The organism is Rathayibacter sp. AY1A4 (genome assembly GCF_002930955.1).
Taxonomy (GTDB): domain Bacteria; phylum Actinomycetota; class Actinomycetes; order Actinomycetales; family Microbacteriaceae; genus Rathayibacter.
This window is the reverse complement of record NZ_PSTN01000009.1, coordinates 50,681-75,768: the sequence shown is the minus strand read 5'-3', so window position 1 is coordinate 75,768 and position 25,088 is coordinate 50,681. Positions and strand designations below refer to the sequence as shown.

Below are 25,088 nucleotides of genomic sequence, written 5' to 3'. Positions count from 1 at the left end.
CTAGACGCGGGCGGAGCCGCCGGTCAGGGGGTTGCCGCGGGACGGAGGGTCAGGAGGTCCGCGGAGCGCCGACGTCCGCGGGTCTCCCCCGCCGCCGGCCCGCCCGGCCGCTCAGCGCTCGAAGAACCAGCCCGACGGCCGCTCCGTGCCGCGCACGACCGTGCCGCCTCCGCCGCTCCCGCCGCGACGGCCCACCGCCAGGTAGGCGAGGCTGCCGATGAACGGCGCGATCACGATGAACGCCACCCAGGAGACCTTCGCGACCTTCGAGAGCCTCGGGTTCGACAGCACGCCCCGGATCGCGAAGAGCAGCAGCACGATGTTCAGCACGACCAGCAGGGACTGCGGATTCATCGGGGTGCTCCACGGGATCGTGCGCCGCGGTCGACCGGCGCCGGAGCGCCCGACCGGGCAGGGTGGCCCGCGATGTTTCACGAGACAGGGCATTGTCGCACGCGGCGTAGGATGGAGGGCTCATGTCAGACGTGCTCAGCATCCGCTACCCGCCCGAACTCCCCGTGTCGGCGCGGCGCGAGGACATCGCCGCCGCGATCCGCGACCACCAGGTGGTCATCGTCGCCGGCGCGACCGGATCGGGCAAGACGACCCAGCTGCCGAAGATCTGCCTGGAGCTCGGCCGCGAGAGCATCGCGCACACGCAGCCCCGGCGCATCGCCGCGCGCACCATCGCCGAGCGCATCGCGGAGGAGCTCGACGACGAGGTCGGCGGGCTGGTCGGCTACCAGGTCCGGTTCACCGACAAGGCGTCCGCCTCGACGCGGATCAAGCTGATGACCGACGGCATCCTGCTCAACGAGATGAACCACGACCGGATGCTCAGCCGGTACGACACGATCATCATCGACGAGGCGCACGAGCGCAGCCTCAACATCGACTTCCTCCTGGGCTACCTGCACCGTCTGCTGCCGCAGCGCCCCGACCTGAAGGTGATCATCACCTCGGCGACGATCGACCCGCAGAGCTTCGCGGCCCACTTCGCCGACGCCGCCGGCGAGCCCGCGCCGATCATCGAGGTCTCCGGCCGCACCTACCCGGTCGAGATCCGCTACCGCCCGCTGGTCGCCGAGGAGCCGGAGGAGGACGACGACACCGACGTCCCCGACGCGACGAGCGGCAGCCGCGACCTGATGACCGGCATCGCCGACGCCCTGGCCGAGCTGGCGCGCGAGGATCCGGGCGACGTCCTGGTGTTCCTCTCGGGCGAGAACGAGATCCGCGACGCCGAGGACGCCATCCGGGGCCGGAACCTGCCGGGCACCGAGGTGCTCCCCCTCTACGGGCGCCTGTCGGCGGCCGATCAGCACCGCGTCTTCGAGAAGGGGCGCACCCCCGGCGTCCGCCGCCGCGTCGTGCTCGCGACCAACGTGGCGGAGACGAGTCTCACCGTCCCCGGGATCCGCTACGTGATCGACGGCGGCACGGCCCGCATCTCGCGCTACAGCGCGCGCTCGAAGGTGCAGCGGCTGCCGATCGAGGCGGTGTCGCAGGCCTCCGCGAACCAGCGCTCCGGCCGCTCGGGCCGCACCAGCGCGGGCATCGCGATCCGCCTCTACTCCGAGGAGGACTACCTCCGCCGCCCCGAGTACACCGATCCCGAGATCCTGCGCACGGGCCTGGCCGCGGTCATCCTGCAGATGATCTCGCTCGGACTGGGCGACATCGCCTCGTTCCCGTTCCTCACTCCGCCCGACTCCCGCGGCATCAAGGACGGCCTCGACCTGCTCACGGAGCTCGGCGCCCTCCGCGTCCCCGGCTCCCCCTCCGCCGCCTCCGCTGCTCCACGGGATGCCGCTCCGGCGCGCGGCACGCCGCCGAGCGCGCACTCGAGCGGCATCCCGCGCAAGGGGGCGGAGGCCGCGCCGCAGCTCACGCGCATCGGGCGCGACCTCGCGCGGCTCCCCATCGATCCGCGCTTCGGCCGGATGGTGATCGAGTCGCGCCGCCACGGCGTCAGCCGCGAGGTGATGGCGATCGTCGCGGGCCTCACGATCCAGGACGTCCGCGAGCGCCCGCTCGAGCGCCGGGCGCAGGCCGACCAGCAGCACGCGCGGTTCGTCGATCCCACCAGCGACTTCCTCACCCTGCTGAACCTCTGGAACTACGTGGAGGAGAAGCAGGAGGAGCTCTCCTCGAGCGCCTTCCGGCGCCTGTGCAAGGCCGAGTACCTCAACTACCTGCGCGTGCGCGAGTGGCAGGACGTGTTCCGCCAGCTGCGCCAGCTCGCGCGCCCCCTCAAGCTCGAGCTGGGCGAGCCGAAGGTCGACCCCGACGGGATCCACCGGAGCCTCCTGGCCGGCCTGCTCTCGCACCTGGGCATCAAGGACACCACCTCGCAGCAGGCGCAGCGCGCGGCGAAGAGCCGCGAGCGCCAGAACGTGCAGTACATCGGCGCCCGCAACGCGAAGTTCTCGATCTTCCCCGGCAGCGCCCTGGCCAAGAAGCTCCCCGACGCGGTGATGAGCGCCGAGCTGGTCGAGACCAGCCGCCTCTTCGCCCGCTCGAACGCCGCGATCGATCCGGCCTGGGCCGAGGCGATCGCGGGCGACCTCGTGAAGCGGCAGTTCAGCGAGCCGCACTGGGAGAAGTCGCAGGGCGCGGCCGTCGCCTACGAGAAGGTCACGCTCTACGGCGTGCCGATCATCGCCCGCCGCCGCGTCCAGTTCTCGCGGATCGACGCCTCGTACGCCCGCGAGCTGTTCATCCGGCACGCCCTCGTCGAGGGCGAGTGGGAGTCGCGCCACGCCTTCGACCGCAAGAACCGGGCCCTGCGGGCCGAGCTCGAGCGGCTGGAGGAGCGCACGCGCCGCCGCGACCTGCTCGTCGACGACGAGGCCGTGTTCGACTTCTACGACCGCCGACTCCCGCGCGACATCACCTCGGTGCGCTCGTTCGACTCCTGGTGGCGGACGACCCAGCACGACGGGCCCGACCTGCTGACGATGACGCAGGAGACGCTCCTCCCCGAGGACGCGGAGCAGATCGACGAGACCGCGTTCCCCACGCAGTGGCGCCAGGCCGACCAGCGCTTCCGCCTCTCGTACCGGTTCGAGCCGGGGACGGAGGAGGACGGAGTGACGGTGCACGTGCCGCTCGCGCTCCTGCCCCGCGTGACGCCCCTCGGCTTCGACTGGCTGGTGCCGGGACTCCGGGCCGAGCTGGTCACCGCGATGATCAAGGCGCTGCCCAAGCACCTGCGCCGGAACGTGGTGCCCGCGAACGACTGGGCGCGCAAGCTCACCGCGTCCCTGCCGCACGACGTGCCGAACCCGCCGACGGAGTCGTTCGCGGCGACCCTGGCCGGAGCGATCCGCCGCGAGGCCGGCGTGGTGGTGCAGCCCGAGGACTTCGACCTCGAGCGCATCCCCTCGCACCTGCGGGTCACCTTCGCCGTCGCCGACGAGCGGGGGCGCACGGTCGCCGCCGGCAAGGAGCTCGCCCCGCTGGCCGAGCGCCTGCGCGGCCGGGTCCGCGACGAGGTCGCCCGCGTGGTCGAGGCCCGGGTCCCCGACGCGCTCGAGCGCCGGGGCCTGAAGACCTGGGACATGCCGGAGCTGCCCCGCGTCACCGACACCCGGCAGGGCGGGAACACCATCCGCGCCTACCCCGCCCTGATCGACGACGGCGACTCGGTCTCGATCCGCCTGCTGGCCACGGCCGAGGACCAGGCGCGCGAGCACCCGAGAGGCGTCCGCCGCCTCCTCCTGCTCGCGACGCCGAGCCCCGTCGCCTACGTGCAGCAGCACCTCACCTCGAACGAGAAGCTCGTGCTCGCGCAGAGCCCGTACCAGAACACGACCGCGCTCTTCACCGACTGCCTGCTCGCCTGCGTCGACGCGGTCCTCTGGCGAATGAAGCCCGACGGGATGCTCTTCCTCCGCGCCGAGTTCGACGCCGTGCGCGACCGGGTCTCCGCGAGCGTCATGGACGCGATGTTCGAGACCGTGAAGACGGTCACGACGATCCTCACCACCGCCCGGGGCGTCGAGAAGGCGCTCAAGGCCTCGACGAGCATGGCTCTCCTGCCCGCTCTCGCGGATGCGCGGGAGCAGCTCTCGGGCCTGGTCTACCCGGGCTTCGTCTCGGCGACCGGAGTGGAGCGACTGCGGCATCTCCCGCGCTACCTCGGCGGGATCACCGAGCGCTTCGGCAAGATCGCCGAGAACGTCGGGCGCGACCGCGTCTGGCTGAACGAGGTGCAGGCGGCCCAGGAGCTCTACCGCTCGGCAGGCGGCGTCGTGCCGCTGCCCGCGCACGCCCCGGAGCGGATCGCGCGCGCCCGCTGGATGATCGAGGAGCTGCGGGTGAGCTTCTTCGCGCAGTCGCTCGGCACCGCCGAGAGCGTGTCGCTGCAGCGGATCCGAAAGGTGCTGGCCGGCTGACGCGCCCCTCCGCCGAGGGAACCGCGACCCGTCGAGGGACCCTCGGGCAGCGGTCTCCCTCGACGAACCGCAGTCCCCTCCGGAGCGCTAGTGTCGTCCGGTGGGCAGCTACACCGATCTCCTGAAGACCCCCGGGGTGGGGCGCATCATCCTCGCGCAGCTGACCGCGCGCTTCCCGTTCGGGATGCTCTCGCTGGCGTTCCTCCTGCACGTGGAGCGGGTGCACCACTCCTACGCCGCCGCCGGCCTGGTGCTCGGCTCGATGTCGATCGGGCAGGCCATCGCCGGGCCGCTGACCAGCCGCCTGATGGGGCGGCTCGGGATGCGCCGCGTGCTGACGATCACCCTCGTGGTCTGCGCGGGCGCGATCATCTCGATGGCCGTGCTCCCGCTCGAGGTGTGGCAGTTCGTCGTGATCGGGTTCGTCGCCGGCCTGAGCATGCCGCCGGTGCAGCCGGCCGTGCGGACCATCTACCCCAAGATGGTCACCAGCTCGCAGCTGACCCCGCTCTTCTCGCTCGACGCCTCCGCGCAGGAGATCATCTGGGTGCTCGGCCCGGTGCTGGCGACGCTCGTGTCGATCCAGGTATCGACGGTCGCGGGCATCCTGACCGCCGCCGCGTTCCTGATCGGCGGCGGGATCTGGTTCATCGCCTCGCCCGAGGTGGGCCGCGTCCGCATCCCGCGCTCGAAGCGCCGCCTCGGCGTGGTGCTCACGAAGCCCCCGGTGCTGCTGGCCACGGTCGTCGGCTTCCTCCTGATCGGCGCCTGCTCGGCGGTCGAGGCGGGCGTGGTCGCGGTGTTCGGCGAGGGCGGAGTCGAGTCGGGCGTCGTGCTCGCCGTGTTCGCGGCGGGCTCCCTGGTCGGCGGCCTCGCCCTCGGCCACATCCCGATCAGCCGGTGGGCGACCGCGCGGCGGATGCTGATCGTCACGGTCGGCATGGGCCTGGCGGCGGTCTCGACCGACTTCTGGTGGCTGTGCGTCACGCTGTTCCTCGCCGGCATCGGCATCGCCCCCGCTCTCGCGGCGCTGTTCGCGATCACCGCCTCGAGCGTGCGCTTCTCGGACACGGCGGAGGCCTACGGCTGGGTCGGCACCGGTCAGCTGATCGGCGCGGCGCTGGGCTCCGCGATCGCCGGCGTGCAGATCGACCAGGCCGGGCCGACCGCCGCCATCGTCGTCGCCGCTGCCTTCGCCCTGGTCGGCTTCCTGGTGCCCCTGCTCGGCCGCCGGTACCACCCGGATCTGCGCGGGCGCGACGCCAGCCCGCTGCCCGACACCGAGCCGGTCACGCTGCCCTCCTAGGCCGCCACCCCGGTTGTCCGGCGCCTGTCGGGCACCCTAGGGTGAAGGCCCACGACGGCGAGGGGGCGGCATGGGACTGCGGGAGGACGCGGAGGAGCTGGTGCGCGAGCACCGGCGCGCCGCCGCCCGGACCGACCTCCTCGACCCCTGGTCCGATCCGGAGACCCCGGAGTGGTGCACCGAGCTCGCCGCCGCACTCTGGCAGGGGTCCTTCCGCCCGAGTCCCGTCTACTTCCGCCGCGAGGAGTCCTCGCACGCCTGGCGCGGCCCGCACTCGACCCGCCTGCACCACCTCGGCTACGGGTGGCAGCTCACCGCGCACCGCGAGCAGCACGGGGTCGTCGCCTCCGAGACGGCGGTGGTCCTCGAGACGGGCTCCCTCTGGCGCGGACTCGGCGTCGGCCGGCGCCCCGTGCGTGCGCTCCGCGGCCGGCTCGGCGTCGAGGGCCTGCAGGCGGGCCACGACGTGCACTTCGCCGTGCGCGGCATCGACGAGCGCAGCGACGCGGAGCGCGCCGAGCGGCGCCTCCTCTTCGGGGTGGCCGGTCTCGCGGCGCTGATCGAGGACGACGTGCACGTGGGACCGCACGGCGAGCTCGACTGGAGCGTCTGAGGCGCGTGCCAGCATGGGAGGCATGAGCGTCCCCCTGATCCCCCTCAACGACGGCCGCGCGATCCCCCAGCTCGGGCTCGGCGTCTACAAGATCGGCGACGAGGAGGCGGCCCGCACGGTCGCCGTCGCCCTGGAGGCCGGCTACCGGCACGTCGACACCGCCACCCTCTACGGCAACGAGCGCGGAGTCGGCGAGGGGATCCGCGCGAGCGGCCTCCCCCGCGAGCAGGTCTTCGTGACGACCAAGGTGTGGAACGACGACCACGGCTTCGACGAGACGCTCGCCGCCTTCGACCGGAGCCTCGAGCTGCTCGGCACCGACTACGTCGACCTCTACCTCGTGCACTGGCCGATCCCCTCGCGCGACCGCTACGTCGACACCTACCGCGCCCTCGAGCGCCTGCAGAGCGAGGGGCGGGCCCGCTCGATCGGCGTCTCGAACTTCGCCGAGGAGCACGTGCAGCGCCTGCTCGACGAGACGGGAGTGGTGCCGGCGATCAACCAGGTCGAGCTGCACCCGCGGCTGCCCCAGGAGGAGCTGCGCACCTTCGACACCGCCCACGGGATCGTCACCGAGGCGTGGTCGCCGCTGGCCCGCGGGCGCCTCCTCGACGAGCCGGCCCTGGCCCGCGTCGCCGCGAAGCACGGCGTCTCGCCGGCGCAGGCGGTGCTGCGCTGGCACGTGCAGCTCGGCGTCGTCGTGATCCCGAAGTCGGTGACGCCGGAGCGGATCCGCGAGAACCTGGACGTCTTCGGCTTCGCCCTCGACGACGAGGACCTCGCCGCGATCGCCGGGCTCGCGACCGGTGAGCGCACCGGGCGCGACCCGCGCTTCGACTGAGGCTCCGGCGATGACGGCGGGCAGGGTCCTGCTCCTGCACGGCCTGGGCGGCTCGGGCCGCACCTGGTGGCGGCTGAGCCGCGAGCTGACCGCGGCGGGCTGGAGCGTCTCCGCTCCCGACCTGCGCGGACACGGCGACGGGCCGCGCGGCGGCTCCGCCCGCCACGACGCCTACGCCGACGACGCCCTCGCGCGGGGACCGTTCGACCTCGTCGTCGGGCACTCGCTCGGCGGAGCGGTCGCGGTGCGCGCCTCCGCCCGCGAGTCAGGCTGGGCGGGGCGCCTGGCGCTGCTGGACCCGGTGCTCCGGCTCGCCCCGGAGCAGCGGGCCGCCGTCCGCGCGGGCGAGCTCGCCGGTCTCGCGGTCTCGGCCGAGGAGCTCGCTGTCGCGCAGCCGCTCTGGGACGAGCGGGACCGGGCCGAGAAGCTCGCCGCGGTGCGGGACGCCGACCCGTCCGCGGTGGCGGCGACGATCGACGACAACGATCCGTGGGACCTGCTGGCGGACCTGCCGGGCCTCCGCCCGCCGGTCCTCGTGCTGGCTGGCGACCCGCAGGTCGAGACGCTGCTCCCTCCCTCCCTCGCCGCCCTGGTGCTGCGCGCGAATCCGCGCATTCGGTACGCGGTCGTGGCCGGCGCAGGTCACAGCCCCCACCGCGACCGTCCGGAGGAGACGCTCGCGATGCTCCGCGAGTGGGCCGAGAGCCCGGCGACAGCCTGACCGGCCCGCCGGCCCGGTCCGTGTTTCGTGCGGATGAAATCTGGCAGGGGGGACTGGGCCGCACCGTTTCCTGTGAATACCCTCGCAGAGGACGCGATCCCCTCCCAGTCTCGGGAGGCCCGCGTCGGGGCCGCCGACGCGGCGGCCCGTTCTCGAGGAGAGGGAGCCCCAGTGGCGCGAACCACCACGAACACCCCGAGTGGCCGCCGACGCCGCTCGCTGATCGGCTCGAGCGCGATGATCGGAGCGGGCGCCCTCGTCGCCGGCTTCGCCTTCGCGCCGACGGCGAGCGCCGTCGAGCCGGTCGACTTCGCCGACACCGTCACCGTCGACGGCATCATGACCCACCTGGAGGCGCTCCAGTCGATCGCGGACGCCAACGGCGGCACCCGCGCGATCGGCACCCCGGGCTACGAGCTGAGCGGCGAGTACGTGGAGAAGGTCCTCGCGGACGCCGGCTACACGACGCAGCGCCAGGACTTCACCACCGCGACGCAGACGATCGACGCGTTCACGCTGACCACCGGGACCGGCGCCGTCGGCACCCCGATGGAGTTCACTCCGTCGACGCCCGAGGGCGGCGTGACCGGCGAGCTCATCGCCCCCGTCGATCCGCTCGGCTGCACCACGGACGCCTGGACCGGCCTCGACGCCACCGGGAAGGTCGCGCTCGTCAGCCGCGGCTCCTGCAGCTTCCTCGAGAAGTCGGTCGCCGCCGGTGCCGCCGGCGCCGCCGCGATCATCATCTACGACAACGCGCCGAGCGACGCCCTCAACGGGACGTTCGGCGGACAGGACGAGGCCGCCGTCCCCGGCGTCGGCGTCACGCAGGCCGAGGGGCAGGCGCTGCTGGCGTCGCTGCCCGCGAGCGTCTCGGTCCTCATCGACCAGACGACGACCGAGGTGGAGACCTTCAACATCGTCACGGAGACTCCGGGCGGCGACCACGACAACGTGGTCATGCTCGGCGCGCACCTCGACAGCGTGCCCGCCGGCCCCGGCATCAACGACAACGGCTCCGGATCCGCGACGCTGCTCGAGACGGCCGTGCAGCTGGCCGCCGCGGGCGACACGACCAACGCGGTCCGCTTCGCCTGGTGGGGTGCCGAGGAGGTGGGCCTGGTCGGCTCCTACACCTACGTCGACTCCCTGACGGAGGAGGACGCCTCGAAGATCGCGACCTACATGAACTTCGACATGGTCGCCTCGCCGAACTACGTGATCTCCGTCTACGACGCGGACCAGTCCACCTACGAGGCCCCCGTGGACGTGCCCGCCGGCTCGATCGCGACCGAGAAGGCGTTCACCGACTACTTCGACTCGATCGACCAGCCCTGGATCGACACCGCGTTCGACGGCCGCAGCGACTACGACGGCTTCATCTCGGTCGGCATCCCGTCCTCGGGCGTCTTCACCGGCGCCGACGACGTCAAGACGGAGGAGGAGGTCGCGCTGTTCGGCGGCACCGCCGGCATCACGCACGACCCGAACTACCACTCTGCCGCCGACGACATCGACAACATCAACCAGGAGGCGCTCGGCATCACGTCGAAGGCCATCGCCTTCGTGACCGCGTCGTTCGCCGCGGACACCTCCGCGATCGACGCCGAGAAGGACCCGACCACGCCGACTCCGACGCCGGAGCCCACCGTGGCCCCGACCGCCGAGCCGACCGTCGCTCCGACCGCGCAGCCGACCGTCGCCCCGACGACCGCGCCCACCACCGCGCCGACGGCGGCTCCCACTCCGAGCAGCACGCCGACCGCCGTGGCGCCGCACCCCGGCGGCCGCCCGCCCCTGGCCTCGACGGGCGCCGACGTCGGCCTGCCGCTGGGCCTCGGCGGACTGCTGATCGCCGGCGGCGTCGGCGGGCTCCTGCTCGCCGCGCTGCGCCGCCGGCGCGCCGAGCGCGGCTAGCCGCCACCGCCCCGGAGCCGTCCGGCCGTCGCTCCGCGACGACCGGGCGGCTCCGTCGTTCCGCCCTGAGGGGACCCCGGACCGTCGAGACCGCCCGCTGCAGCGGGTCCCTTCGACGGTCGGGGGCTCCCTCACGTCCGACAGGGCTTCCGGCGGCCGGGGGACACGGTGTTCACTGGGCGCATGCGAGCCATCTGGAAGGGCGCGATCACCTTCGGCCTGGTCAACGTGCCGGTGAAGATCTACAGCGCGACCGAGGACCACGACATCCCGCTGCACCAGGTCCACGACAAGGACGGCGGACGGATCCGGTATCAGCGCAAGTGCGAGATCTGCGGCGAGGTCGTCACCTTCGACCACATCGACAAGGCCTACGACGACGGCGAGCGCACCGTGGTCCTGTCCAAGGACGAGCTCAAGGCGCTGCCGGAGGAGCGCGACCGCGAGATCGACGTCGTGCAGTTCGTGCCCAGCGAGCAGGTCGACCCGATCATGTTCGACCGCGCCTACATCCTCGAGCCGGACTCCTCCTCCCCCAAGGCCTACGTGCTGCTGCGCCGCACCCTCGAGGAGACCGACCGCACCGCCATCGTCGAGTTCGCGCTCCGGCAGAAGACCCGGCTCGCGGCGCTGCGGGTGCGCGGCAAGCTGCTGATGCTGCAGACGCTGCTCTGGGCCGACGAGGTGCGCGAGGTCGAGTTCCCGTCGCTCGAGGGCACCACCCGGATCGCGGCGCGCGAGCTCGAGATGTCGGCGCACCTGGTCGACTCCTACTCCGAGGACTTCGACGCCGCGAAGTTCCACGACGCGTACCAGGAGGAGCTGCGCACGCTGATCGACGCCAAGATCGAGCAGGGCGACGCCCTCGACACCGCCGCGACCTTCGGCGAGGCGACGGAGGAGGAGGGCGGCGGCGAGGTGCTCGACCTGATGGAGGCGCTCAAGCGCTCGGTCGAGCGCAGCCGCGGGGCGAAGGGTGCGCCGGCGGAGGAGGCTCCCGCCGAGAAGAAGGCGGCGACGACGCCTGCCCCGAAGAAGGCGGCGAAGGCTCCGGCGACGACCGCCGCGAAGAAGAAGCCCGCGGCGAAGAGAGCCGACCCGGAGAAGGGCGCCGACGCGCCTGCGAAGAAGCGGACCCCGAAGAAGACCGCGGCGGCGGAGAAGGCGGCGTCCTAGCCCCGCCGGATGCGGAGGGTCGGGGTCGGACGGAGCCTCAGGCCCGCTCGGCCGCCCGGTCGGGCTCGTCGGCCGCGTCCAGCTCGTCCACGTCGTCGAGGTCGACCGCGACCGAGCTGACCAGCGCGAGCAGCGCCTCCGCGTAGGCGTTCTCGGCCGCCGCGTCCTCGAAGGTCCGCGCCCGGCCGCCGAGCTCGACCTCGACGGCGAACCCCGCCTCCGGCTCGGCGAGGCGACGGAGGGAGCGGAAGGTCCCGCGGAGGAGCTCGCGCAGCTGGTCCTCCCGCGGCAGCCAGAGCGAGTCCTCCAGGGAGACGGAGTCGAGCGCCCATTCCGTGGTGCCGTTGAAGCCGAGGACGGTCCCGCTCGGGTACTCGTGCGCCTCGATGGTCATGTCGCTGACGGTGAAGACGTCGCCGTCGAAGCCCTCCCGCTCGATGCGGAAGCGGTCACCGGTGCGGGGCGTCCAGCGCACGCCCGCCGTGCGCAGGGCACGGGCCAGCTCGAAGGAGATCATCCGACGAGTGTGGCCCGCGAAGCCGCGAACGCGCCGCGAGCGGCACCCGCGCGCCCCGATGTCGGTGGATGAGTTTACGTTCATGAAACGTCCGGTTCACAGGCCGGGCACCCGCACTGCATAGCGTGACCATGCGTGCCCCTTCCGGGGGTGCGCTGGCCGCGCCGCGCGGCGACGACGCTGCGACCGCTCTTCCGAGCGGCGATCGAGAGGACCACCATGCCCGACTCTCCCACCCCGCCCGACCGCCGCCGGAGGCGCGGGCTCGGCCTGGCGGCCCTGACCGGACTGGCCCTGGCGGCCGCTCCGCTGGTCGCGACCTCCGCCGCGGCCGCGCCCTCGGGCGACGAGCTCGTCATCAGCGAGGTCTTCGCCCGCGGAGGCTCCGCCGGTGCCGCATTCAGCAACCGCTACGTCGAGCTCTACAACCCCACCGCCGCCGAGATCGCCCTCGGCGGCCTCTCGATCCAGTACCGCTCGGCGACCGGCACCGCGAACCCCACCACGACCGTGCCGCTCACCGGCTCGGTGCCCGCCGGCGGCCACTTCCTGCTCGCCGGCGCCAGCAACGGCACCAACGGCGCGGCCCTGCCGACGCCCGACCAGAGCGCGAACGGCCTCAACATGGCCGCCGCGGGCGGCACCCTCTTCCTCGTCGACGGGACCTCGGCGCTCGTGGCGCCGCCCACCGGCGCCGCCGCCCAGCCGGACGCGGTGATCGACCTCGTCGGCTACGGCACCTCGAACACCTTCGAGTCGTCCGTCGCCACGGTGCCCTCCCTCACCCAGACGATCGCCCGCGCGGACACCGCCACCGGCGACACCGACGTCAACTCGGCCGACTTCGCGCTCGACGCACCGACCCCGCAGGTCGCGGGCGGAGGATCCGAGCCCGAGCCCACGACGCCGCCGACGACCACCCCGCCGACCACTCCCCCGACCACCCCGCCGGCCGAGATCCCGGCCGTCTCCATCGCGGAGATCCAGGGCACCGGTGACGCGTCGCCGCTCGTCGGCAGCACCGTCACCACCTCCGGCGTCGTCACCGCGCGCTACCCGTCCGGCGGCTACAACGGCTACGTCATCCAGACCCCCGGCACCGGCGGCGAGAGCTCGCGCACGGCCTCCGACGCCGTCTTCGTCTTCTCCTCCGCCTCCGTCGGGTCGGTCGCGATCGGCGACCACCTGCGCATCACCGGCGAGGTGAGCGAGTACAACGGCCTGACCGAGCTCACCCCGACCTCGGCCGCGACCGTCGTGAAGCTCGACGCCGCCGCCGCAGCGCCGGTCCCGGCCGCTGTCGCGCTCCCCCGCACCGCCGCCGAGCGCGAGGTGCTCGAGAGCATGCTGATCGCTCCGCAGGGCGCCTACACCGTCACCGACACCTTCGACCTGAACAGCTTCGGCTCGGTCGGCCTCGCCGCCGGCACGTCCCCGCTGCTCACGCCGACCGAGGTCGCCCGCCCCGGCTCGCCGGAGCTCGCCGCCGTCGTCGCCGACAACGCCGCCCGCGCGATCACCCTCGACGACGGCGCCTCGATCAACTTCCTCGGCGCCGCCGCGAACAAGGCGATCCCGCTGCCCTACCTCACCCCGACCGCGCCGATCCGCGTGGGTGCTCCGGCGACCTTCACCCGCCCCGTCGTCCTCGACTACCGCAACGGCGGCTGGGCCTTCCAGCCCACCACGCAGCTGACCGTCGAGAACGCCGGCGACGTGCAGCCCGCGACCTTCGCGAACACTCGGACCGCGAAGCCCGAGGCCGTCGGCGGCGACCTGTCGATCGCGTCCTTCAACGTGCTCAACTACTTCTCCACCACCGGCGACTCGATCACCGGCTGCACCTTCTACACCGACCGCGACGGCGACCCGGTCACGGTCAACAGCGGCTGCGACGCCCGCGGAGCGGCGAACGCCGACGACCTCGAGCGCCAGCAGGCCAAGATCGTGACCGCGATCAACACCCTCGGCGCGGGCGTCGTCTCGCTCGAGGAGATCGAGAACTCGGCCAAGTTCGGCAAGCCGCGCGACGAGGCCCTCGCCACCCTGACCGCCGCGCTGAACACGGCGGCCGGCTCCGAGGTCTGGGCCTACGTCCCCTCCCCCGCAGCGCTCCCCGCGCTCGCGGACGAGGACGTCATCCGCACCGCCTTCATCTACAAGAAGGCCGTCATCGAGCCGGTCGGCGAGTCCGTCGTGCTCAACGACACGGTGAACTTCTCGAACGCCCGCAAGCCCCTCGCCCAGGAGTTCCGCCTCCTCGGCGACAGCGCCAGCGAGTTCGTCGCGATCGTGAACCACTTCAAGTCGAAGGGCTCCGGATCCGGCGCCGACGCCGACCAGGGCGACGGCCAGGGCGCCTCGAACGCCTCGCGCGTGAAGCAGGCGACCGCCCTCGTCGCCTTCGCCGACCGCCTCCGCACCGAGAAGGCCACCGAGCTCGTCTACCTGCTGGGCGACTTCAACGCCTACTCGAAGGAGGACCCGGTGAAGGTGATCACCGACGCCGGCTACATCGACCAGGGTGCGAAGGACGGCAAGTACTCGTACTCGTTCGACGGCGCGGTCGGCTCGCTCGATCACGTCTTCGCCTCGCCCGCGGCCGACAGGACGGTCACCGGGGTCGACACCTGGAACATCAACAGCGGCGAGTCCGTGGCACTGGAGTACAGCCGCTACGACTACAACGCGACGATCTTCTACGACACCTCGGCGTACCGCTCCAGCGACCACGACCCGGTCGTCGTCGGCCTCGACCTGCCCGAGACCCAGACGGACCCGGAGCCCGAGCCCGTCACGGTCATCGACGTCGCGACCACCGCCTCCACCAAGCGCCTCGCCGTCGTGCGGACGCTGACGGTGTCGGCGGTGAACAACGGCGACGAGACGGTCTCGATCGAGATCACGACGGCGTACGGCAGCAAGACGAAGAAGACGGTCAAGCCCGGCCAGTCGTTCACGGTCAAGACCGTGACCGTCTTCAAGCCCATCAAGGCCGGCACGGCGACCATCGAGGTCACCGCGCCCGACGGCACAGAGCGCGTCTACAAGCAGGCGTACCGCGGCGCCTGATCCCGCGCGACCCCTGATCTCGACGAGCTCCGGCTCCTAGAGTTCGGGGATGCCCGAGGGAGACAGTGTGCACCGTCTCGCCGCCCGCCTCAGGCGGGCGGCGGACGGTCGCACCGTCCTCGAGGGCGAGCTGCGCTCCGGGGACGCGGCCGGCACCTCCCTCGCCGGGCTGAGGATCCTCGAGCACGACACCCACGGCAAGCACCTCCTCACCCGCTTCTCCGGCGGAACGACCCTGCACACCCACCTGCGGATGCAGGGCTCCTGGACCGTGACCGCTCCCGGCCGAGCGGTCCCCCGCTCGGTGCAGAAGGACGTCCGCGTCCGCCTCCGCCTCGACGACGGCTCGACCGTGTGGGGCATCGACCTCCCGGTCGTCGAGCTCCTCGCCACCCGCGACGAGCCGCGCGCCGTCGGGCCCCTCGGGCCCGACCCGCTCCGCGCGGACTGGGATGCCGACGAGGCCGTCCGGCGCCTCTCCCGCCTCCCGGACCGGCCCGTCGTCGCCGCACTCCTCGACCAGCGCTGCCTCGCGGGTCTCGGCAACCTCTGGGCCAACGAGGTCTGCTTCCTCCGCGGAGCCTGGCCCTGGCGGCCGATCGGCTCCCTCGACGTCCGCGCCCTCGTGGCGACCGCGGCGAGAGGCCTCCGCGCCTCCGTCACCGTCCCCGGGATGTTCCAGACCACCACCGGCGACACCCGCCGCGGCGAGCGGCACTGGGTCGCGGGGCGCGCCGGGCGCCCGTGCCTGCGCTGCGGCACGACGGTGCTCGTCCGCGACGAGGTCCGCGACGACCCCGAGCAGCGCCGCACCTGGTGGTGCCCGCACTGCCAGCCGGAGCAGGCGACCGCCGCCTGAAGCCCGCGTACCGCTGCCGACGGCCCGTGCGTAGGCTGGCCGCATGACGAACGAGTGGGGAACTCCGGATCCGTCCGCCCGGCGTGACCGGTCCGCGGAGGTCGTCCCGGCGGCCGCCTCCGGCGAGGAGGTGGAGACCGCCCGCGTCGAGGACGCCGAGCGCGCGCTCGCCGTGCGCGAGGTCAAGCGGCGCCGCGACTTCCTGGGATCGGTCGGCGGATGGGCGAGCGTCTCGGCGATCACGACCGCCGTCTGGGTCGGCACAGGGGCCGACGGCTACTTCTGGCCGATTTGGCCGATGATCGGGATCGGGATCGGCGTCGTCGGCCAGGCCGCGTCGATCTGGGGTCCCGCCCGCAAGGAGATCACCGAGGCGGACATCGCCGCCGAGATGCAGCGCCGGGAGAAGCGCGGCCGCTGATCAGTCCAGGCGGCCGACCGAGGTGACGCGGACGACGGCCGCACCCTGCTCGTCCGACTCGGCGAGGTCGACGGTCGCCGAGATCCCCCAGTCGTGGTCGCCGGCCGGATCGTCGAGGATCTGCCGCACGAGCCACTGCGTCGGCTCCTCCGTGACGAGCAGCATCTTCGGCCCCCGGGCGTCGGGCCCGATGCCGATGCTGTCGTGCTCGTCGTAGTAGTCGTCCAGCGCGGCGCCCCACGCGTCGGCGTCGAAGCCGGCGGCGGCGTCGAGCTCGCCGAGCGCCTCGTGGTCGTCGAGGGCGGCGAGGGTCACCCGGCGGAACATCTCGTTGCGCACCAGCACGCGGAAGGCGCGGTGGTTCGCGGTGAGGCGGCGCGGAGCGGGCGGCACGATCGCCTGGTCCGCCGCGTGGAGCGCCGGATTGACCAGCTCCTCCCACTCGTCGACCAGCGAGGAGTCGACCTGGCGCACGAGCTCGCCCAGCCACTCGATCAGGTCGTGCAGCTCCTCGTTCTTCAGCTCGTCGGGGATGGTCTGCCGGGCCGCGCGGAACGCGTCGGACAGGTAGCGCAGCACCAGTCCCTCCGAGCGGGAGAGCTTGTAGAACGCGGTGTACTCGCCGAAGGACATCGCCCGCTCGTACATGTCGCGCACGACCGACTTCGGCGAGAGCTCGAAGTCCTTCACCCACGGCTGCGCGGCGGTGTAGGTCTCGAAGGTCGCCTCGAGGAGCTCCTCGAGCGGCTTGGGGTGCGTGACGGACTCGAGCAGCTCCATCCGCTCCTCGTACTCGATCCCGTCGGCCTTCATCGCGGCGACGGCCTCGCCGCGGGCCTGGAACTGCTGGGCCCCCAGGATCGGGCGCGGGTCGTCGAGGGTCGCCTCGAGCACCGAGATCACGTCGAGCGCGAAGCTCGGCGACTCCGGGTCGAGAACGTCGAACACGGCCAGCGCGAACGGCGAGAGCGGCTGGTTGAGCGCGAAGTTCGGCTGCAGGTCGACGGTCAGGCGGATGCGGGTCACGCCGTCGGCGCCGACGCTCTGCTCGACCACTCCCGCCTCCCGCAGCGTCCGGTAGATGCCGAGCGCCCGGCGGGCCAGCTGCAGCTGCCGCTTCCACGGCTCGTGGTTGTCGAAGATCAGGGCGTGCACGTTCGCGTAGGCGTCGCCGCCGCGGGCGATCACGTTCAGCAGCATCGCCGAGGTGATCGTCATGTGCGAGGTCAGCGTCTCGGGCTCGGCGTCGACGAGCTTGCGGAAGCTCGGCTCCCCCCAGCTGACGAAGCCCTGCGGTGCGCGCTTGGCGACCCACTTCCTCCGCTTCTTCGGGTCGTCGCCCATCTTGTCGAGAGCCTTCCGGTTCTCGGACTCGTGCTCGGGGGCCTGCACGACCACGGTCCCGGCGGTGTCGTACCCGGCGCGACCGGCGCGGCCGGCGATCTGGTGGAACTCGCGGGCCGAGAGCTGGCGGGTCCGGGTGCCGTCGTACTTGGTCAGCGCGGTGAGCAGCACGGTGCGGATCGGGACGTTGATGCCGACGCCGAGGGTGTCCGTGCCGCAGATCACGCGCAGCATGCCCTGCTGGGCGAGCTGCTCGACCAGGCGGCGGTACTTCGGCAGCATGCCCGCGTGGTGCACGCCGATCCCCAGCCGGAGCAGCCGGGAGAGGGTCTTGCCGAACGCGGTGGTGAAGCGGAAGCCACCGATCACCTCGGCGATGCGGTCGCGGTGCTCGCGGGTGGCGATGTTCGCGCTGGTGAGCGCCTGCGCACGCTCGAGAGCGGCCGCCTGCGAGAAGTGCACGACGTAGACCGGCGACTGGTTCGTCGAGAGCAGCTCCTCGATGGAGTCGTGGATCGGCGCGATCTCGTAGAAGTAGTGCAGCGGCACCGGGCGCTCCACGCCGGTGACCCGGGCGGTCTCCCGGCCCGTACGGCGGCTGAGGTCGGCGGCGAGCGCCGTCACGTCGCCGAGGGTGGCCGACATCAGCACGAACTGCACGTGCGGGAGGGTGAGCAGCGGCACCTGCCACGCCCAGCCGCGCGCCGGGTCCGCGTAGAAGTGGAACTCGTCCATCACGACCTGGTCGACCGGGGTGTCCTCGCCGTGCCGGAGCGCGAGGTTCGCGAGGATCTCGGCCGTGCAGCAGATGATCGGCGCGTCGGCGTTCACCGAGGAGTCGCCGGTGACCATCCCGACGTTGGAGGCGCCGAAGACGTCGACCAGCGCGAAGAACTTCTCGGAGACGAGCGCCTTGATCGGCGCCGTGTAGAAGCTGCGGCGTCCGGAGGCGAGCGCCGCGGCGTGCGCGCCGATCGCGACGAGCGACTTCCCGGTGCCGGTGGGCGTCGAGAGGATCAGGTTGGAGCCGGAGGCGATCTCGAGCATGGACTCGTCCTGCGCCGGGTAGAGCGGGAGGCCGCGCGACTCCGCCCACTCGGTGAAGGCCAGGTAGACCGCGTCGTCGTCGACGCGCCCGTCCGCGTCGGGCGTCGGCATCCGGTCGAGCAGCGTCGAGGTCATCCCCCCATCCTCCCAGCCCGCGGCCCGTCGCTCAGGTGCGATCCGTCACGGACGGCCCGTGCGCCCCCGCCTCACGGGCCGCGGGTGACGGATCGGTCCGCCGGAGCGAGGGCCCCGTCGACGAGTCCGACGACGCGGTCGGCATCGGCCAGCACGGAGGGGTCGTGCGAGACGCAGACCACGGTCGCGCCGCGGTCCGCCTCCGCGCGCAGGACCGACCGGATCCGCTCCGCGCTCGCCGAGTCGAGGCCGGTGGTGGGCTCGTCCAGGAGCAGCAGGCCGGCCCCGCGGGCGAGCCCCTGGGCGAGGAGCGCCCGCTGCCGCTGACCGCCGGAGAGCACCGCGAAGGGCTCCCGGGCGAGCGCGGCGATCTCCATCCGCTCGAGCGCGGTGGCGATCGCGTCCGCCGCGCGCGCGTCGCTGCGGCGGAGGCGGCCGAGCCGACCCCAGGTGCCCACCGCGACCACGTCGCGCACCGTCACCGGGAGGCGGTCCGGGATCGACGCCCGCTGCGGCACGAAGGCGATCGCTCCGGTGACGTCCCGCGACCCGGACGTCAGTGGACGCACTCCCGCGATCACCTCCAGGAGCGTCGACTTGCCGGCGCCGTTCGGCCCGGCGATCACGGTGAGCGAGCACGCGGCGACGTCGAGATCGACCCCCGCGAGAGCGCGGCGGGAGCCGAAGTCGACGTGAGCGCCTCGGAGGCGGACCGGGGGCTCGGGCAGGGGTGAGACGTCCATCCCGACGAGCGTACAGGAGTGATAACTGTTCTCATTATCGTGTACGGTCGGGCACCATGCCCAGCCTCCTCGCCGGAATCCTCGAGCCGTTCGCTCTCGACTTCCTCCAGCGCGCCCTCCTCGGCGGCGTCCTCGTCGCGGTCCTCTGCGGCGTCGTCGGCACCTGGGTGGTCCTCCGCGGGATGGCCTTCCTCGGCGAGGCGCTCGCCCACGGGATGCTCCCCGGCGTCGCCCTCGCGACGGTGCTCGGCGCGCCCGTCCTCGTGGGCGGCGCAGCCAGCGCGGTGCTGATGAGCCTCGGCATCGCGGCCCTGCAGCGGCGCGGACGACTGTCCTACGACACCAGCATCGGCCTGCTCTTCGTCGCCATGCTGGCGCTGGGGGTCATCGTGATCTCGCACTCGGGCAGCTTCGCCACGGACGCGACCTCGATCCTCTTCGGCGACATCCTCGCGATCACTCCCGTCGACATCGGGCTGCTCGCCGCCGCCGCCGGAGTCGGCCTCCTCGTCGCAGCGGCCTTCCACCGCCCGCTCGTCGCCCTGGCGCTGGATCCGCGCATCGCCGCGGTGCTCGGCCTCGGTCCGCGCTCGGCTCAGGCCGCGCTGGTCGGCCTGGTGACCCTCGCCGTCGTCGCCTCCTACCAGGCGGTCGGCTCGCTCCTCGTCGTCGGGCTCCTGCTGGCTCCCGCGGTGGCCGCCGGTCACTGGACCACGCGCATCCCGACCCGGATGCTGCTCGCGTCGATCCTCGGCGCGGCCTCCGTGCTCGTCGGCCTGCTCGTCTCCTGGCACGCGGCCACGGCCGCGGGCGCCTCGGTCGCCGGCACGGCCATCGCGGTCGCCGCGGTGTCCTGGGCGATCCGCTCGGCCGCGTCGGCCCTCGCGTCCCGGTCGGGCCCTCAGCCGGTCGCCGCATGAGGCCCTGCCGGCACCGCTCCTCCCCCGCTCACCCTCGAAAGGACTCCGTGCACTCCCGAACCACCGCCTCCACCGTCCTCCTGGGCGCTCTCGCGCTGGGCCTGGCCGCCTGCTCGACCGATGCCTCCGCGCCGGCCGCGGACGACACGGGCTCCGGCCACGGCGCCGTCGCGAACGCCGCCGAGCTCGCCGAGCCGCGCCTGGGGCTGACGTCGATCGACCCGTCGGGCGCCGTGTCGCACCTCGACCTCCTCGACGAGACGGTCACCGGCCTCGGCACCATCGGCGCACCGAGCGCGATGACGACCGACGGCCGCTACCTCTTCGCCCAGACCGATGCGGGCGTCGAGATCGTCGACAGCGGCGTGTGGACCTGGGACCACGTGGACCACTTCCACTACTACCGCGCGGACCCCCGCCTGATCGGCACGGTCGAGGGCTCCGGGACGGCCGTCGTCGCCACGACGAACCTCTCGACCACCGGCGGAACCGGACTCTTCTTCCCCGACTCCGGCGAGGCGGTCCTCCTCGACACCGAGGCGCTGTCGAAGGGGGCGATCGTCGAGCGGTTCCGGAAGGACGTCGAGCCCGGACCCGGGATGGTCGTGCCCGTCGGCTCGTCCGCACTGGTGACCGAGGGGTCCGGATCCGGAGCGGCCGTCGCCGGCTACGACTCGGACGGCGAGCCGACGGGCCTCCGCGAGGCCTGCCCCGACCCCGCCGGGACGATCACCACCCGCGTCGGCGCCGTCATCGGCTGCTCCGACGGCGCACTCCTGGCGTCGATCGAGGACGAGGAGCTCATCGTCGAGCGGATCCCCTACCCCGCCGGCACCACCGCGCCACCCGCCGCCTCCTTCGACAACCGCGAGGGCCGCCCCACGGTCGCCGGCCTCGCCGGGGAAGCGGGCATCTGGCTCCTCGACACCCGGGAGCGCTCCTGGAGCCTCCTCCCCTCTCCCGCCCCGCTGGCGCAGGTCACCGCGGTGGACGACGCGGACGAGACCGTCCTCGCCCTCGCCGCCGACGGCCGCGTGCTGGTGCTCGACGGCTCCGACGGTGCGGTCCTCGCCGAGACCGCGCCCCTCGTCGCGGACACGACCGCGGACGGCTCGCGGCCCGTCCTGATCGCCGACCAGCAGCGGGCCTACCTCAGCGCGCCCGCCGAGCGGAAGCTGCACGAGATCGACTACGCGGACGGCGCGCGCCTCGCCCGCACCTTCGAGACCGCCACCGAGCCGGCCTTCACGGCGGAGACGGGCCGATGAGGCGCCGCTGGGCCCTCGCGTCCGCCGCGGCGGTCCTGCTCCTGTCGGGCTGCACGTTGGCGGAGGAGGACGAGAGGCCCCTCGTCATCGTCTCCACCAACATCCTCGGCGACGTCGTGGGCGAGCTCGTCGGCGACGAGGCGCAGGTCGTCACGCTGATGAAGCCCGACGCCGACCCGCACTCCTTCGAGATCTCGGCACAGGAGGCGGCGCGCCTGCGCTCCGCCGACCTCGTCGTCTCGAACGGGCTCGGACTCGAGGAGGGCCTGCAGCAGCACCTCGACGAGGCCTCCGCTGAGGACGTCCCCGCGTTCGTCGCCGGCGACGCCGTCGACGTCCTCGACTACAGCGAGGGCGACGCGGAGGGGAGCCCGGACTCGCACTTCTGGACGGACCCCGGCCGGATGATCGACGTCGTCGACTCCCTCGGGCCCGCGCTCGCCGCGCTCGACGGCGTCGATCCGACCGCGGTCCGGGACCGGACGGACGGCTACCGCGCCGAGCTCGAGCGGCTCGACTCCGAGATGGCCGCGGCGTTCGCCGCGATCCCGGCCGAGCGCCGCGCCCTCGTCACCAACCATCACGTCTTCGGGTACCTCGCCGACCGCTTCGACTTCGACGTCGTCGGCGCCGTCATCCCGGGAGGCACGACCCTCGCGGCGCCGTCCGCCTCCGACCTCGCCGACCTCGTCGACGCGGTCGAGCAGACCGGCGTCCCCACGATCTTCGCGGAGTCCTCGTCTCCCGACCGCCTGGTCCAGGCGCTGGCGAGCGAGGCCGACATCCGCGTGGAGGTGGTCGAGCTGTTCACGGAGTCCCTGACGGGGCCCGAGGGCGGCGCTCCCGACTACCTCGCCATGATGCGCGTCAACACGCAGCGCATCGCCACCGGGCTCTCCCCGTGAGCCCTCCGATCCACCACCAGGAAGAAGAAGCACCCATGCAGAATCCCCACGTCCGGCGGGCGGGCCTCGGCCTGATCGCCGCCTGCTCGATCACGGTCCTCGCGGCCTGCTCGTCGAGCTCGACCCCGGCCGCCGAGTCCTCCGCGTCCACCGCGCCGGCCACCGAGGCCGCGGCGGCCGCCGGCGCCCGCGTCGCCGTCGCCTACGAGGGCGGCATCCTCGTCCTCGACGGCGAGACCCTCGAGACCGTCGCGGACCTGGACTCCGAAGAGTTCACCCGCCTCAACCCCGCCGGCGACGACCGCCACGTCCTGGTCACCATGAGCGAGGGGTTCCAGCTCCTCGACACCGCCGCCGGCACCGGCGGCGAGCCGGAGCTGACGGACATCGTCTTCCCCGCGGACACTCCGGGCCACGTCGTCCGGCACGCCGGGAAGACCGTCCTCTACGCCGACGGCACGAGCGACACGACCGTCCTCGAGACCGCCGACCTGGCGTCCTCGGACGGGATGCCCGAGACCGAGACCATCCCGGGAGTCGAGGCGCACCACGGCGTCTCGATCGTCCTCGAGGACGGCACCTTCCTCACCACGGTCGGTGACGCCGACGGGCGCACCGGCATCGAGGTGCGCGACGCCTCCGGCGCCGTGACGGCCACGAACGACCAGTGCCCCGGTGTCCACGGAGAGGGCACGGCCGAGAACGAGGTCGTCGTCTTCGGCTGCGAGAACGGCGCCCTGGTCTACGACGGCGGCGAGATCACGAAGCTCGAGGCGCCGGACCAGCCGTACGGCCGCATGGGCAACGCCTGGGTCAGCGAGACCAGCCCGATCATCGTCGGCGACTACAAGGACGACCGCGACGCCGAGGGCTACCTCCTGCACCGCGTGGCGCTGATCGACACCGAGGCGAAGACCCTCGACGTCGTCGACCTGCCCGAGGGCGTCGAGTACACCTTCCGCGGCGTCGCCCGCGGCCCCGACGACCTGGCGTACATGATCGCCTCGGACGGCGCTATCCACGTGCTCGACCCCGAGACCGGCGAGCTGACCGCCTCCTACCCCGTCGTCGACGCCTGGGAGAGCCCGGTCGAGTGGCAGGACCCGCACCCCGCTATCACGGTCGCCGGGGACATCGCCTACGTGACCGACCCTGCCGCCGACAGCATCCACGCCGTCGACCTCACCACGGGAGAGGTCGTCGCCACGGGCGAGCTCGACGTCACACCGAACGAGATCGCCGTCGCCGCGAGCTGACCATCGGCACGGAGGAGGGGCGCGGGGCCGTGGGCTCCGTGCCCCTCCTGTTCACCTGGAGGGGCCAGGATCTCCGCATGACGACCGACTTCGATCTCGACCAGGTGGTGCGCGACGTGACCGCGAACGTGCGCAAGAAGTTCCCCGACCACTCCGAGGAGCAGGTCGCGCCGCTCGTGCGCGAGGAGCTCGCGGACCTGCAGGACCGGCCCGTGCAGGACTACCTGACGGTGCTCACGGAGCGAGCGGTCAAGCGCCGCCTCAAGCGCGAGGCGCGCGGGGAGTAGACCGGGTCAGGCGAGCGCCCGCTCGATCGACGCCCGCAGCGCCGGAGCCGGCCGGAGCGCACCCGCCTCCTCCGCCTCGAGGAGCGCCTGCGCGTCCGCCGGGCTGTGCTCGCGGTACCAGCGGTCGACCGGGACGCCGTGCCCGGGCCGGCTCAGCACCTCGACGGCGTCGCCCGCCTCCACCGATCCGCGGTGCAGCACCCGCAGGTACGCGCCGGTGCGCCCCTCGTCGGCGAAGCGCTTCACCCACTGCGGCTCTCCGAGGGCCCGCTGGAACGTCGCGCACGGCGTCCGCGGCATCGTCACCTCGACCTCGACCGCCTCGCCGATCCGCCAGCGCTCGCCGATCACGGCTCCGCTCACGTCGAGGCCCGCGATCCGCAGGTTCTCGCCGAACATCCCCGCGGCCACCGGCCGCCCCAGGCGCTCCGCCCACCAGACCGCGTCCTCGTCGGAGTAGGCGTAGAGCGCCTTGTCGAGGCCGCCGTGGTGCGCGCGATCGGCCTGCACGTCGCCGTAGAGGCCCAGGTCGCGCACTCCGACGGGACCCTCGACCGGCCGCTTGTCGATCGCGGTCACGCCGACCGTGCCGGAGTCGGGCAGGAGGCGGGCGACGCGGCACACGGCGAGCAGGCGGGGCATGCCGCCATGGTGCCAGCACTAGGCTCGCCGCGTGCGCGACGCGACCGCTCCTCCCCGGCTCGACCCCCTCCTCCTCGACGGCCTCGCCGAGGGGTACGCCGGGGACACGGGCGCCCGGGAGCACGCCGAAGGGCTGCGCTTCGCCGGCACCGACCTCACCGGCGCCGATCTCACCGCGGCCTCCTTCAGCGAGTGCGCGCTGGAGGGAGTGGTCCTGGACGGTGCCCAGCTGCGGGCCGCGTCGATCGCGGAGTCGCGGCTCGAGCGGCTGGACGTCCCCGGGCTCTCGGCGCCGCGGAGCCGGCTCCGATCCGTCGAGCTGCTCGCCTCGCGGCTGGGCTCGGCCGAGCTCTACGAGAGCACCTGGGAGCAGGTGCGCGTGGCCGACTGCAAGCTCGGCTACCTGAACCTCCGCGGCGCCGCGGTGCGCGACGTGCTGCTCGAGCGCTGCACGATCGACGAGCTCGACCTGGCGGGTGCGACCGGCACGCGGCTGAGCCTGGTCGACTGCGACGTCCGCTCCCTCGATCTCTCCCGGGCCCGGATCGAGCACCTCGATCTGCGCGGCGCCGAGCTGCACGTGCTCACCGGGCTGGACGGCCTCCGCGGCGCCACCCTCTCCGAGCTGCAGCTCAGCCTGCTGCTGCCGCTGTTCGCGGAGCACTTCGGGGTGCGGGTGGGCTGAGCCGGCGGTCCGC

At 73.1% G+C, this 25,088-nt stretch carries 21 protein-coding genes; 16 read left to right on the top strand and 5 right to left on the bottom strand.

Annotation, left to right across the window (positions count from 1 at the left end):
• Nucleotides 1-111: 111 nt before the first annotated feature.
• Complete coding sequence (locus tag C5B92_RS07490) at nucleotides 112-354, bottom strand: PLDc N-terminal domain-containing protein (RefSeq protein ID WP_160033960.1); 243 nt, start codon at nucleotides 352-354, stop codon at nucleotides 112-114.
• A gap of 122 nt (nucleotides 355-476) precedes the next feature.
• Here C5B92_RS07490 and hrpA point away from each other — a divergent pair, with 122 nt between their 5' ends.
• The 7 genes from hrpA to C5B92_RS07455 all read left to right on the top strand — a co-directional run bounded on the left by hrpA (nucleotide 477) and on the right by C5B92_RS07455 (nucleotide 10,974).
• On the top strand, nucleotides 477-4,400 hold the full coding sequence (gene hrpA, locus C5B92_RS07485) for an ATP-dependent RNA helicase HrpA (protein ID WP_104350243.1): 3,924 nt from the start codon (nucleotides 477-479) through the stop codon (nucleotides 4,398-4,400).
• Nucleotides 4,401-4,500: 100 nt separating this feature from the next.
• Complete coding sequence (locus tag C5B92_RS07480; protein ID WP_104350242.1) at nucleotides 4,501-5,706, top strand: MFS transporter; 1,206 nt, start codon at nucleotides 4,501-4,503, stop codon at nucleotides 5,704-5,706.
• A gap of 70 nt (nucleotides 5,707-5,776) precedes the next feature.
• Nucleotides 5,777-6,319, top strand: a complete 543-nt coding sequence (locus C5B92_RS07475) for a hypothetical protein (protein WP_104292298.1) — start codon at nucleotides 5,777-5,779, stop codon at nucleotides 6,317-6,319.
• A gap of 22 nt (nucleotides 6,320-6,341) precedes the next feature.
• Nucleotides 6,342-7,160 (top strand): aldo/keto reductase, encoded by an 819-nt coding sequence (locus C5B92_RS07470; RefSeq protein WP_104345963.1) that lies wholly within the window; start codon nucleotides 6,342-6,344, stop codon nucleotides 7,158-7,160.
• 10 nt (nucleotides 7,161-7,170) lie between these two features.
• Entirely contained in the window at nucleotides 7,171-7,881 is a 711-nt protein-coding gene (locus tag C5B92_RS07465) for an alpha/beta fold hydrolase (protein WP_146079281.1), read from the top strand.
• A gap of 171 nt (nucleotides 7,882-8,052) precedes the next feature.
• Entirely contained in the window at nucleotides 8,053-9,798 is a 1,746-nt protein-coding gene (locus tag C5B92_RS07460; protein ID WP_181028767.1) for a M28 family metallopeptidase, read from the top strand.
• 183 nt (nucleotides 9,799-9,981) lie between these two features.
• Nucleotides 9,982-10,974: a Ku protein gene (locus C5B92_RS07455; RefSeq protein WP_104274319.1), complete on the top strand. Its 993-nt coding sequence runs from the start codon at nucleotides 9,982-9,984 to the stop codon at nucleotides 10,972-10,974.
• 37 nt (nucleotides 10,975-11,011) lie between these two features.
• Here the strand turns inward: C5B92_RS07455 and C5B92_RS07450 are convergent, their stop codons facing one another.
• Nucleotides 11,012-11,491 carry a pilus assembly protein CpaE gene (locus C5B92_RS07450; RefSeq protein ID WP_258061303.1) on the bottom strand — a complete coding sequence of 160 codons (480 nt, stop codon included), beginning with the start codon at nucleotides 11,489-11,491 and terminating at the stop codon, nucleotides 11,012-11,014.
• Nucleotides 11,492-11,710: 219 nt separating this feature from the next.
• On the opposite strand from C5B92_RS07450, the gene C5B92_RS07445 reads away from it, so the two are divergent.
• Genes C5B92_RS07445 through C5B92_RS07435 form a run of 3 tightly spaced genes read left to right on the top strand, consistent with a single transcriptional unit; the run spans nucleotide 11,711 to nucleotide 15,843 of the window.
• Nucleotides 11,711-14,563 (top strand): ExeM/NucH family extracellular endonuclease, encoded by a 2,853-nt coding sequence (locus tag C5B92_RS07445; RefSeq protein WP_104255846.1) that lies wholly within the window; start codon nucleotides 11,711-11,713, stop codon nucleotides 14,561-14,563.
• 49 nt (nucleotides 14,564-14,612) lie between these two features.
• Nucleotides 14,613-15,422, top strand: a complete 810-nt coding sequence (locus tag C5B92_RS07440; RefSeq protein ID WP_104255820.1) for a DNA-formamidopyrimidine glycosylase family protein — start codon at nucleotides 14,613-14,615, stop codon at nucleotides 15,420-15,422.
• Nucleotides 15,423-15,465: 43 nt separating this feature from the next.
• A complete protein-coding gene (locus C5B92_RS07435; protein WP_104222259.1) occupies nucleotides 15,466-15,843 on the top strand; it encodes a 2TM domain-containing protein in 378 nt (125 codons plus the stop codon).
• On the opposite strand, the gene C5B92_RS07430 is transcribed toward C5B92_RS07435, so the two are convergent.
• Together C5B92_RS07430 and aztA are read right to left on the bottom strand one after the other, a co-directional pair.
• Nucleotides 15,844-18,369, bottom strand: a complete 2,526-nt coding sequence (locus C5B92_RS07430; RefSeq protein WP_104250621.1) for an RNA helicase — start codon at nucleotides 18,367-18,369, stop codon at nucleotides 15,844-15,846.
• Nucleotides 18,370-18,440: 71 nt separating this feature from the next.
• Nucleotides 18,441-19,112 (bottom strand): zinc ABC transporter ATP-binding protein AztA, encoded by a 672-nt coding sequence (gene aztA / locus C5B92_RS07425; protein ID WP_104255821.1) that lies wholly within the window; start codon nucleotides 19,110-19,112, stop codon nucleotides 18,441-18,443.
• A gap of 56 nt (nucleotides 19,113-19,168) precedes the next feature.
• Here aztA and aztB point away from each other — a divergent pair, with 56 nt between their 5' ends.
• From aztB to C5B92_RS07400, 5 genes are all read left to right on the top strand, one after another.
• Entirely contained in the window at nucleotides 19,169-20,032 is an 864-nt protein-coding gene (gene aztB, locus C5B92_RS07420; RefSeq protein ID WP_104255822.1) for a zinc ABC transporter permease AztB, read from the top strand.
• 47 nt (nucleotides 20,033-20,079) lie between these two features.
• Nucleotides 20,080-21,300 carry an ABC transporter gene (locus C5B92_RS07415; protein ID WP_104255823.1) on the top strand — a complete coding sequence of 407 codons (1,221 nt, stop codon included), beginning with the start codon at nucleotides 20,080-20,082 and terminating at the stop codon, nucleotides 21,298-21,300.
• Entirely contained in the window at nucleotides 21,297-22,205 is a 909-nt protein-coding gene (gene aztC / locus C5B92_RS07410; protein ID WP_104255824.1) for a zinc ABC transporter substrate-binding protein AztC, read from the top strand. The genes C5B92_RS07415 and aztC overlap by 4 nt, the downstream gene beginning before the upstream one ends.
• A 35-nt stretch (nucleotides 22,206-22,240) precedes the next feature.
• On the top strand, nucleotides 22,241-23,461 hold the full coding sequence (aztD, locus tag C5B92_RS07405; RefSeq protein WP_104255825.1) for a zinc metallochaperone AztD: 1,221 nt from the start codon (nucleotides 22,241-22,243) through the stop codon (nucleotides 23,459-23,461).
• A 77-nt stretch (nucleotides 23,462-23,538) separates the two neighbouring features.
• Nucleotides 23,539-23,748: a three-helix bundle dimerization domain-containing protein gene (locus C5B92_RS07400; protein WP_104262881.1), complete on the top strand. Its 210-nt coding sequence runs from the start codon at nucleotides 23,539-23,541 to the stop codon at nucleotides 23,746-23,748.
• A 6-nt stretch (nucleotides 23,749-23,754) separates the two neighbouring features.
• On the opposite strand, the gene C5B92_RS07395 is transcribed toward C5B92_RS07400, so the two are convergent.
• A complete protein-coding gene (locus C5B92_RS07395; protein WP_104255826.1) occupies nucleotides 23,755-24,390 on the bottom strand; it encodes an MOSC domain-containing protein in 636 nt (211 codons plus the stop codon).
• Nucleotides 24,391-24,421: 31 nt separating this feature from the next.
• Here C5B92_RS07395 and C5B92_RS07390 point away from each other — a divergent pair, with 31 nt between their 5' ends.
• On the top strand, nucleotides 24,422-25,075 hold the full coding sequence (locus C5B92_RS07390; RefSeq protein ID WP_104255827.1) for a pentapeptide repeat-containing protein: 654 nt from the start codon (nucleotides 24,422-24,424) through the stop codon (nucleotides 25,073-25,075).
• Nucleotides 25,076-25,088: the final 13 nt, after the last annotated feature.

What these genes read in the sequence shown, in the direction of transcription:
- C5B92_RS07440 (WP_104255820.1), top strand. Translation starts at nt 14,613, where the DNA reads ATGCCCGAGGGAGACAGTGTGCACCGTCTCGCCGCCCGCCTCAGGCGG.
- C5B92_RS07435 (WP_104222259.1), top strand. Translation starts at nt 15,466, where the DNA reads ATGACGAACGAGTGGGGAACTCCGGATCCGTCCGCCCGGCGTGACCGG.
- C5B92_RS07470 (WP_104345963.1), top strand. Translation starts at nt 6,342, where the DNA reads ATGAGCGTCCCCCTGATCCCCCTCAACGACGGCCGCGCGATCCCCCAG.
- C5B92_RS07465 (WP_146079281.1), top strand. Translation starts at nt 7,171, where the DNA reads ATGACGGCGGGCAGGGTCCTGCTCCTGCACGGCCTGGGCGGCTCGGGC.
- aztC (WP_104255824.1), top strand. Translation starts at nt 21,297, where the DNA reads ATGAGGCGCCGCTGGGCCCTCGCGTCCGCCGCGGCGGTCCTGCTCCTG.
- C5B92_RS07450 (WP_258061303.1), bottom strand. Translation starts at nt 11,491, where the DNA reads ATGATCTCCTTCGAGCTGGCCCGTGCCCTGCGCACGGCGGGCGTGCGC.
- C5B92_RS07445 (WP_104255846.1), top strand. Translation starts at nt 11,711, where the DNA reads ATGCCCGACTCTCCCACCCCGCCCGACCGCCGCCGGAGGCGCGGGCTC.
- C5B92_RS07400 (WP_104262881.1), top strand. Translation starts at nt 23,539, where the DNA reads ATGACGACCGACTTCGATCTCGACCAGGTGGTGCGCGACGTGACCGCG.
- aztB (WP_104255822.1), top strand. Translation starts at nt 19,169, where the DNA reads ATGCCCAGCCTCCTCGCCGGAATCCTCGAGCCGTTCGCTCTCGACTTC.
- hrpA (WP_104350243.1), top strand. Translation starts at nt 477, where the DNA reads ATGTCAGACGTGCTCAGCATCCGCTACCCGCCCGAACTCCCCGTGTCG.
- C5B92_RS07475 (WP_104292298.1), top strand. Translation starts at nt 5,777, where the DNA reads ATGGGACTGCGGGAGGACGCGGAGGAGCTGGTGCGCGAGCACCGGCGC.
- C5B92_RS07430 (WP_104250621.1), bottom strand. Translation starts at nt 18,369, where the DNA reads ATGACCTCGACGCTGCTCGACCGGATGCCGACGCCCGACGCGGACGGG.
- C5B92_RS07455 (WP_104274319.1), top strand. Translation starts at nt 9,982, where the DNA reads ATGCGAGCCATCTGGAAGGGCGCGATCACCTTCGGCCTGGTCAACGTG.
- aztD (WP_104255825.1), top strand. Translation starts at nt 22,241, where the DNA reads ATGCAGAATCCCCACGTCCGGCGGGCGGGCCTCGGCCTGATCGCCGCC.
- aztA (WP_104255821.1), bottom strand. Translation starts at nt 19,112, where the DNA reads ATGGACGTCTCACCCCTGCCCGAGCCCCCGGTCCGCCTCCGAGGCGCT.
- C5B92_RS07490 (WP_160033960.1), bottom strand. Translation starts at nt 354, where the DNA reads ATGAATCCGCAGTCCCTGCTGGTCGTGCTGAACATCGTGCTGCTGCTC.
- C5B92_RS07395 (WP_104255826.1), bottom strand. Translation starts at nt 24,390, where the DNA reads ATGCCCCGCCTGCTCGCCGTGTGCCGCGTCGCCCGCCTCCTGCCCGAC.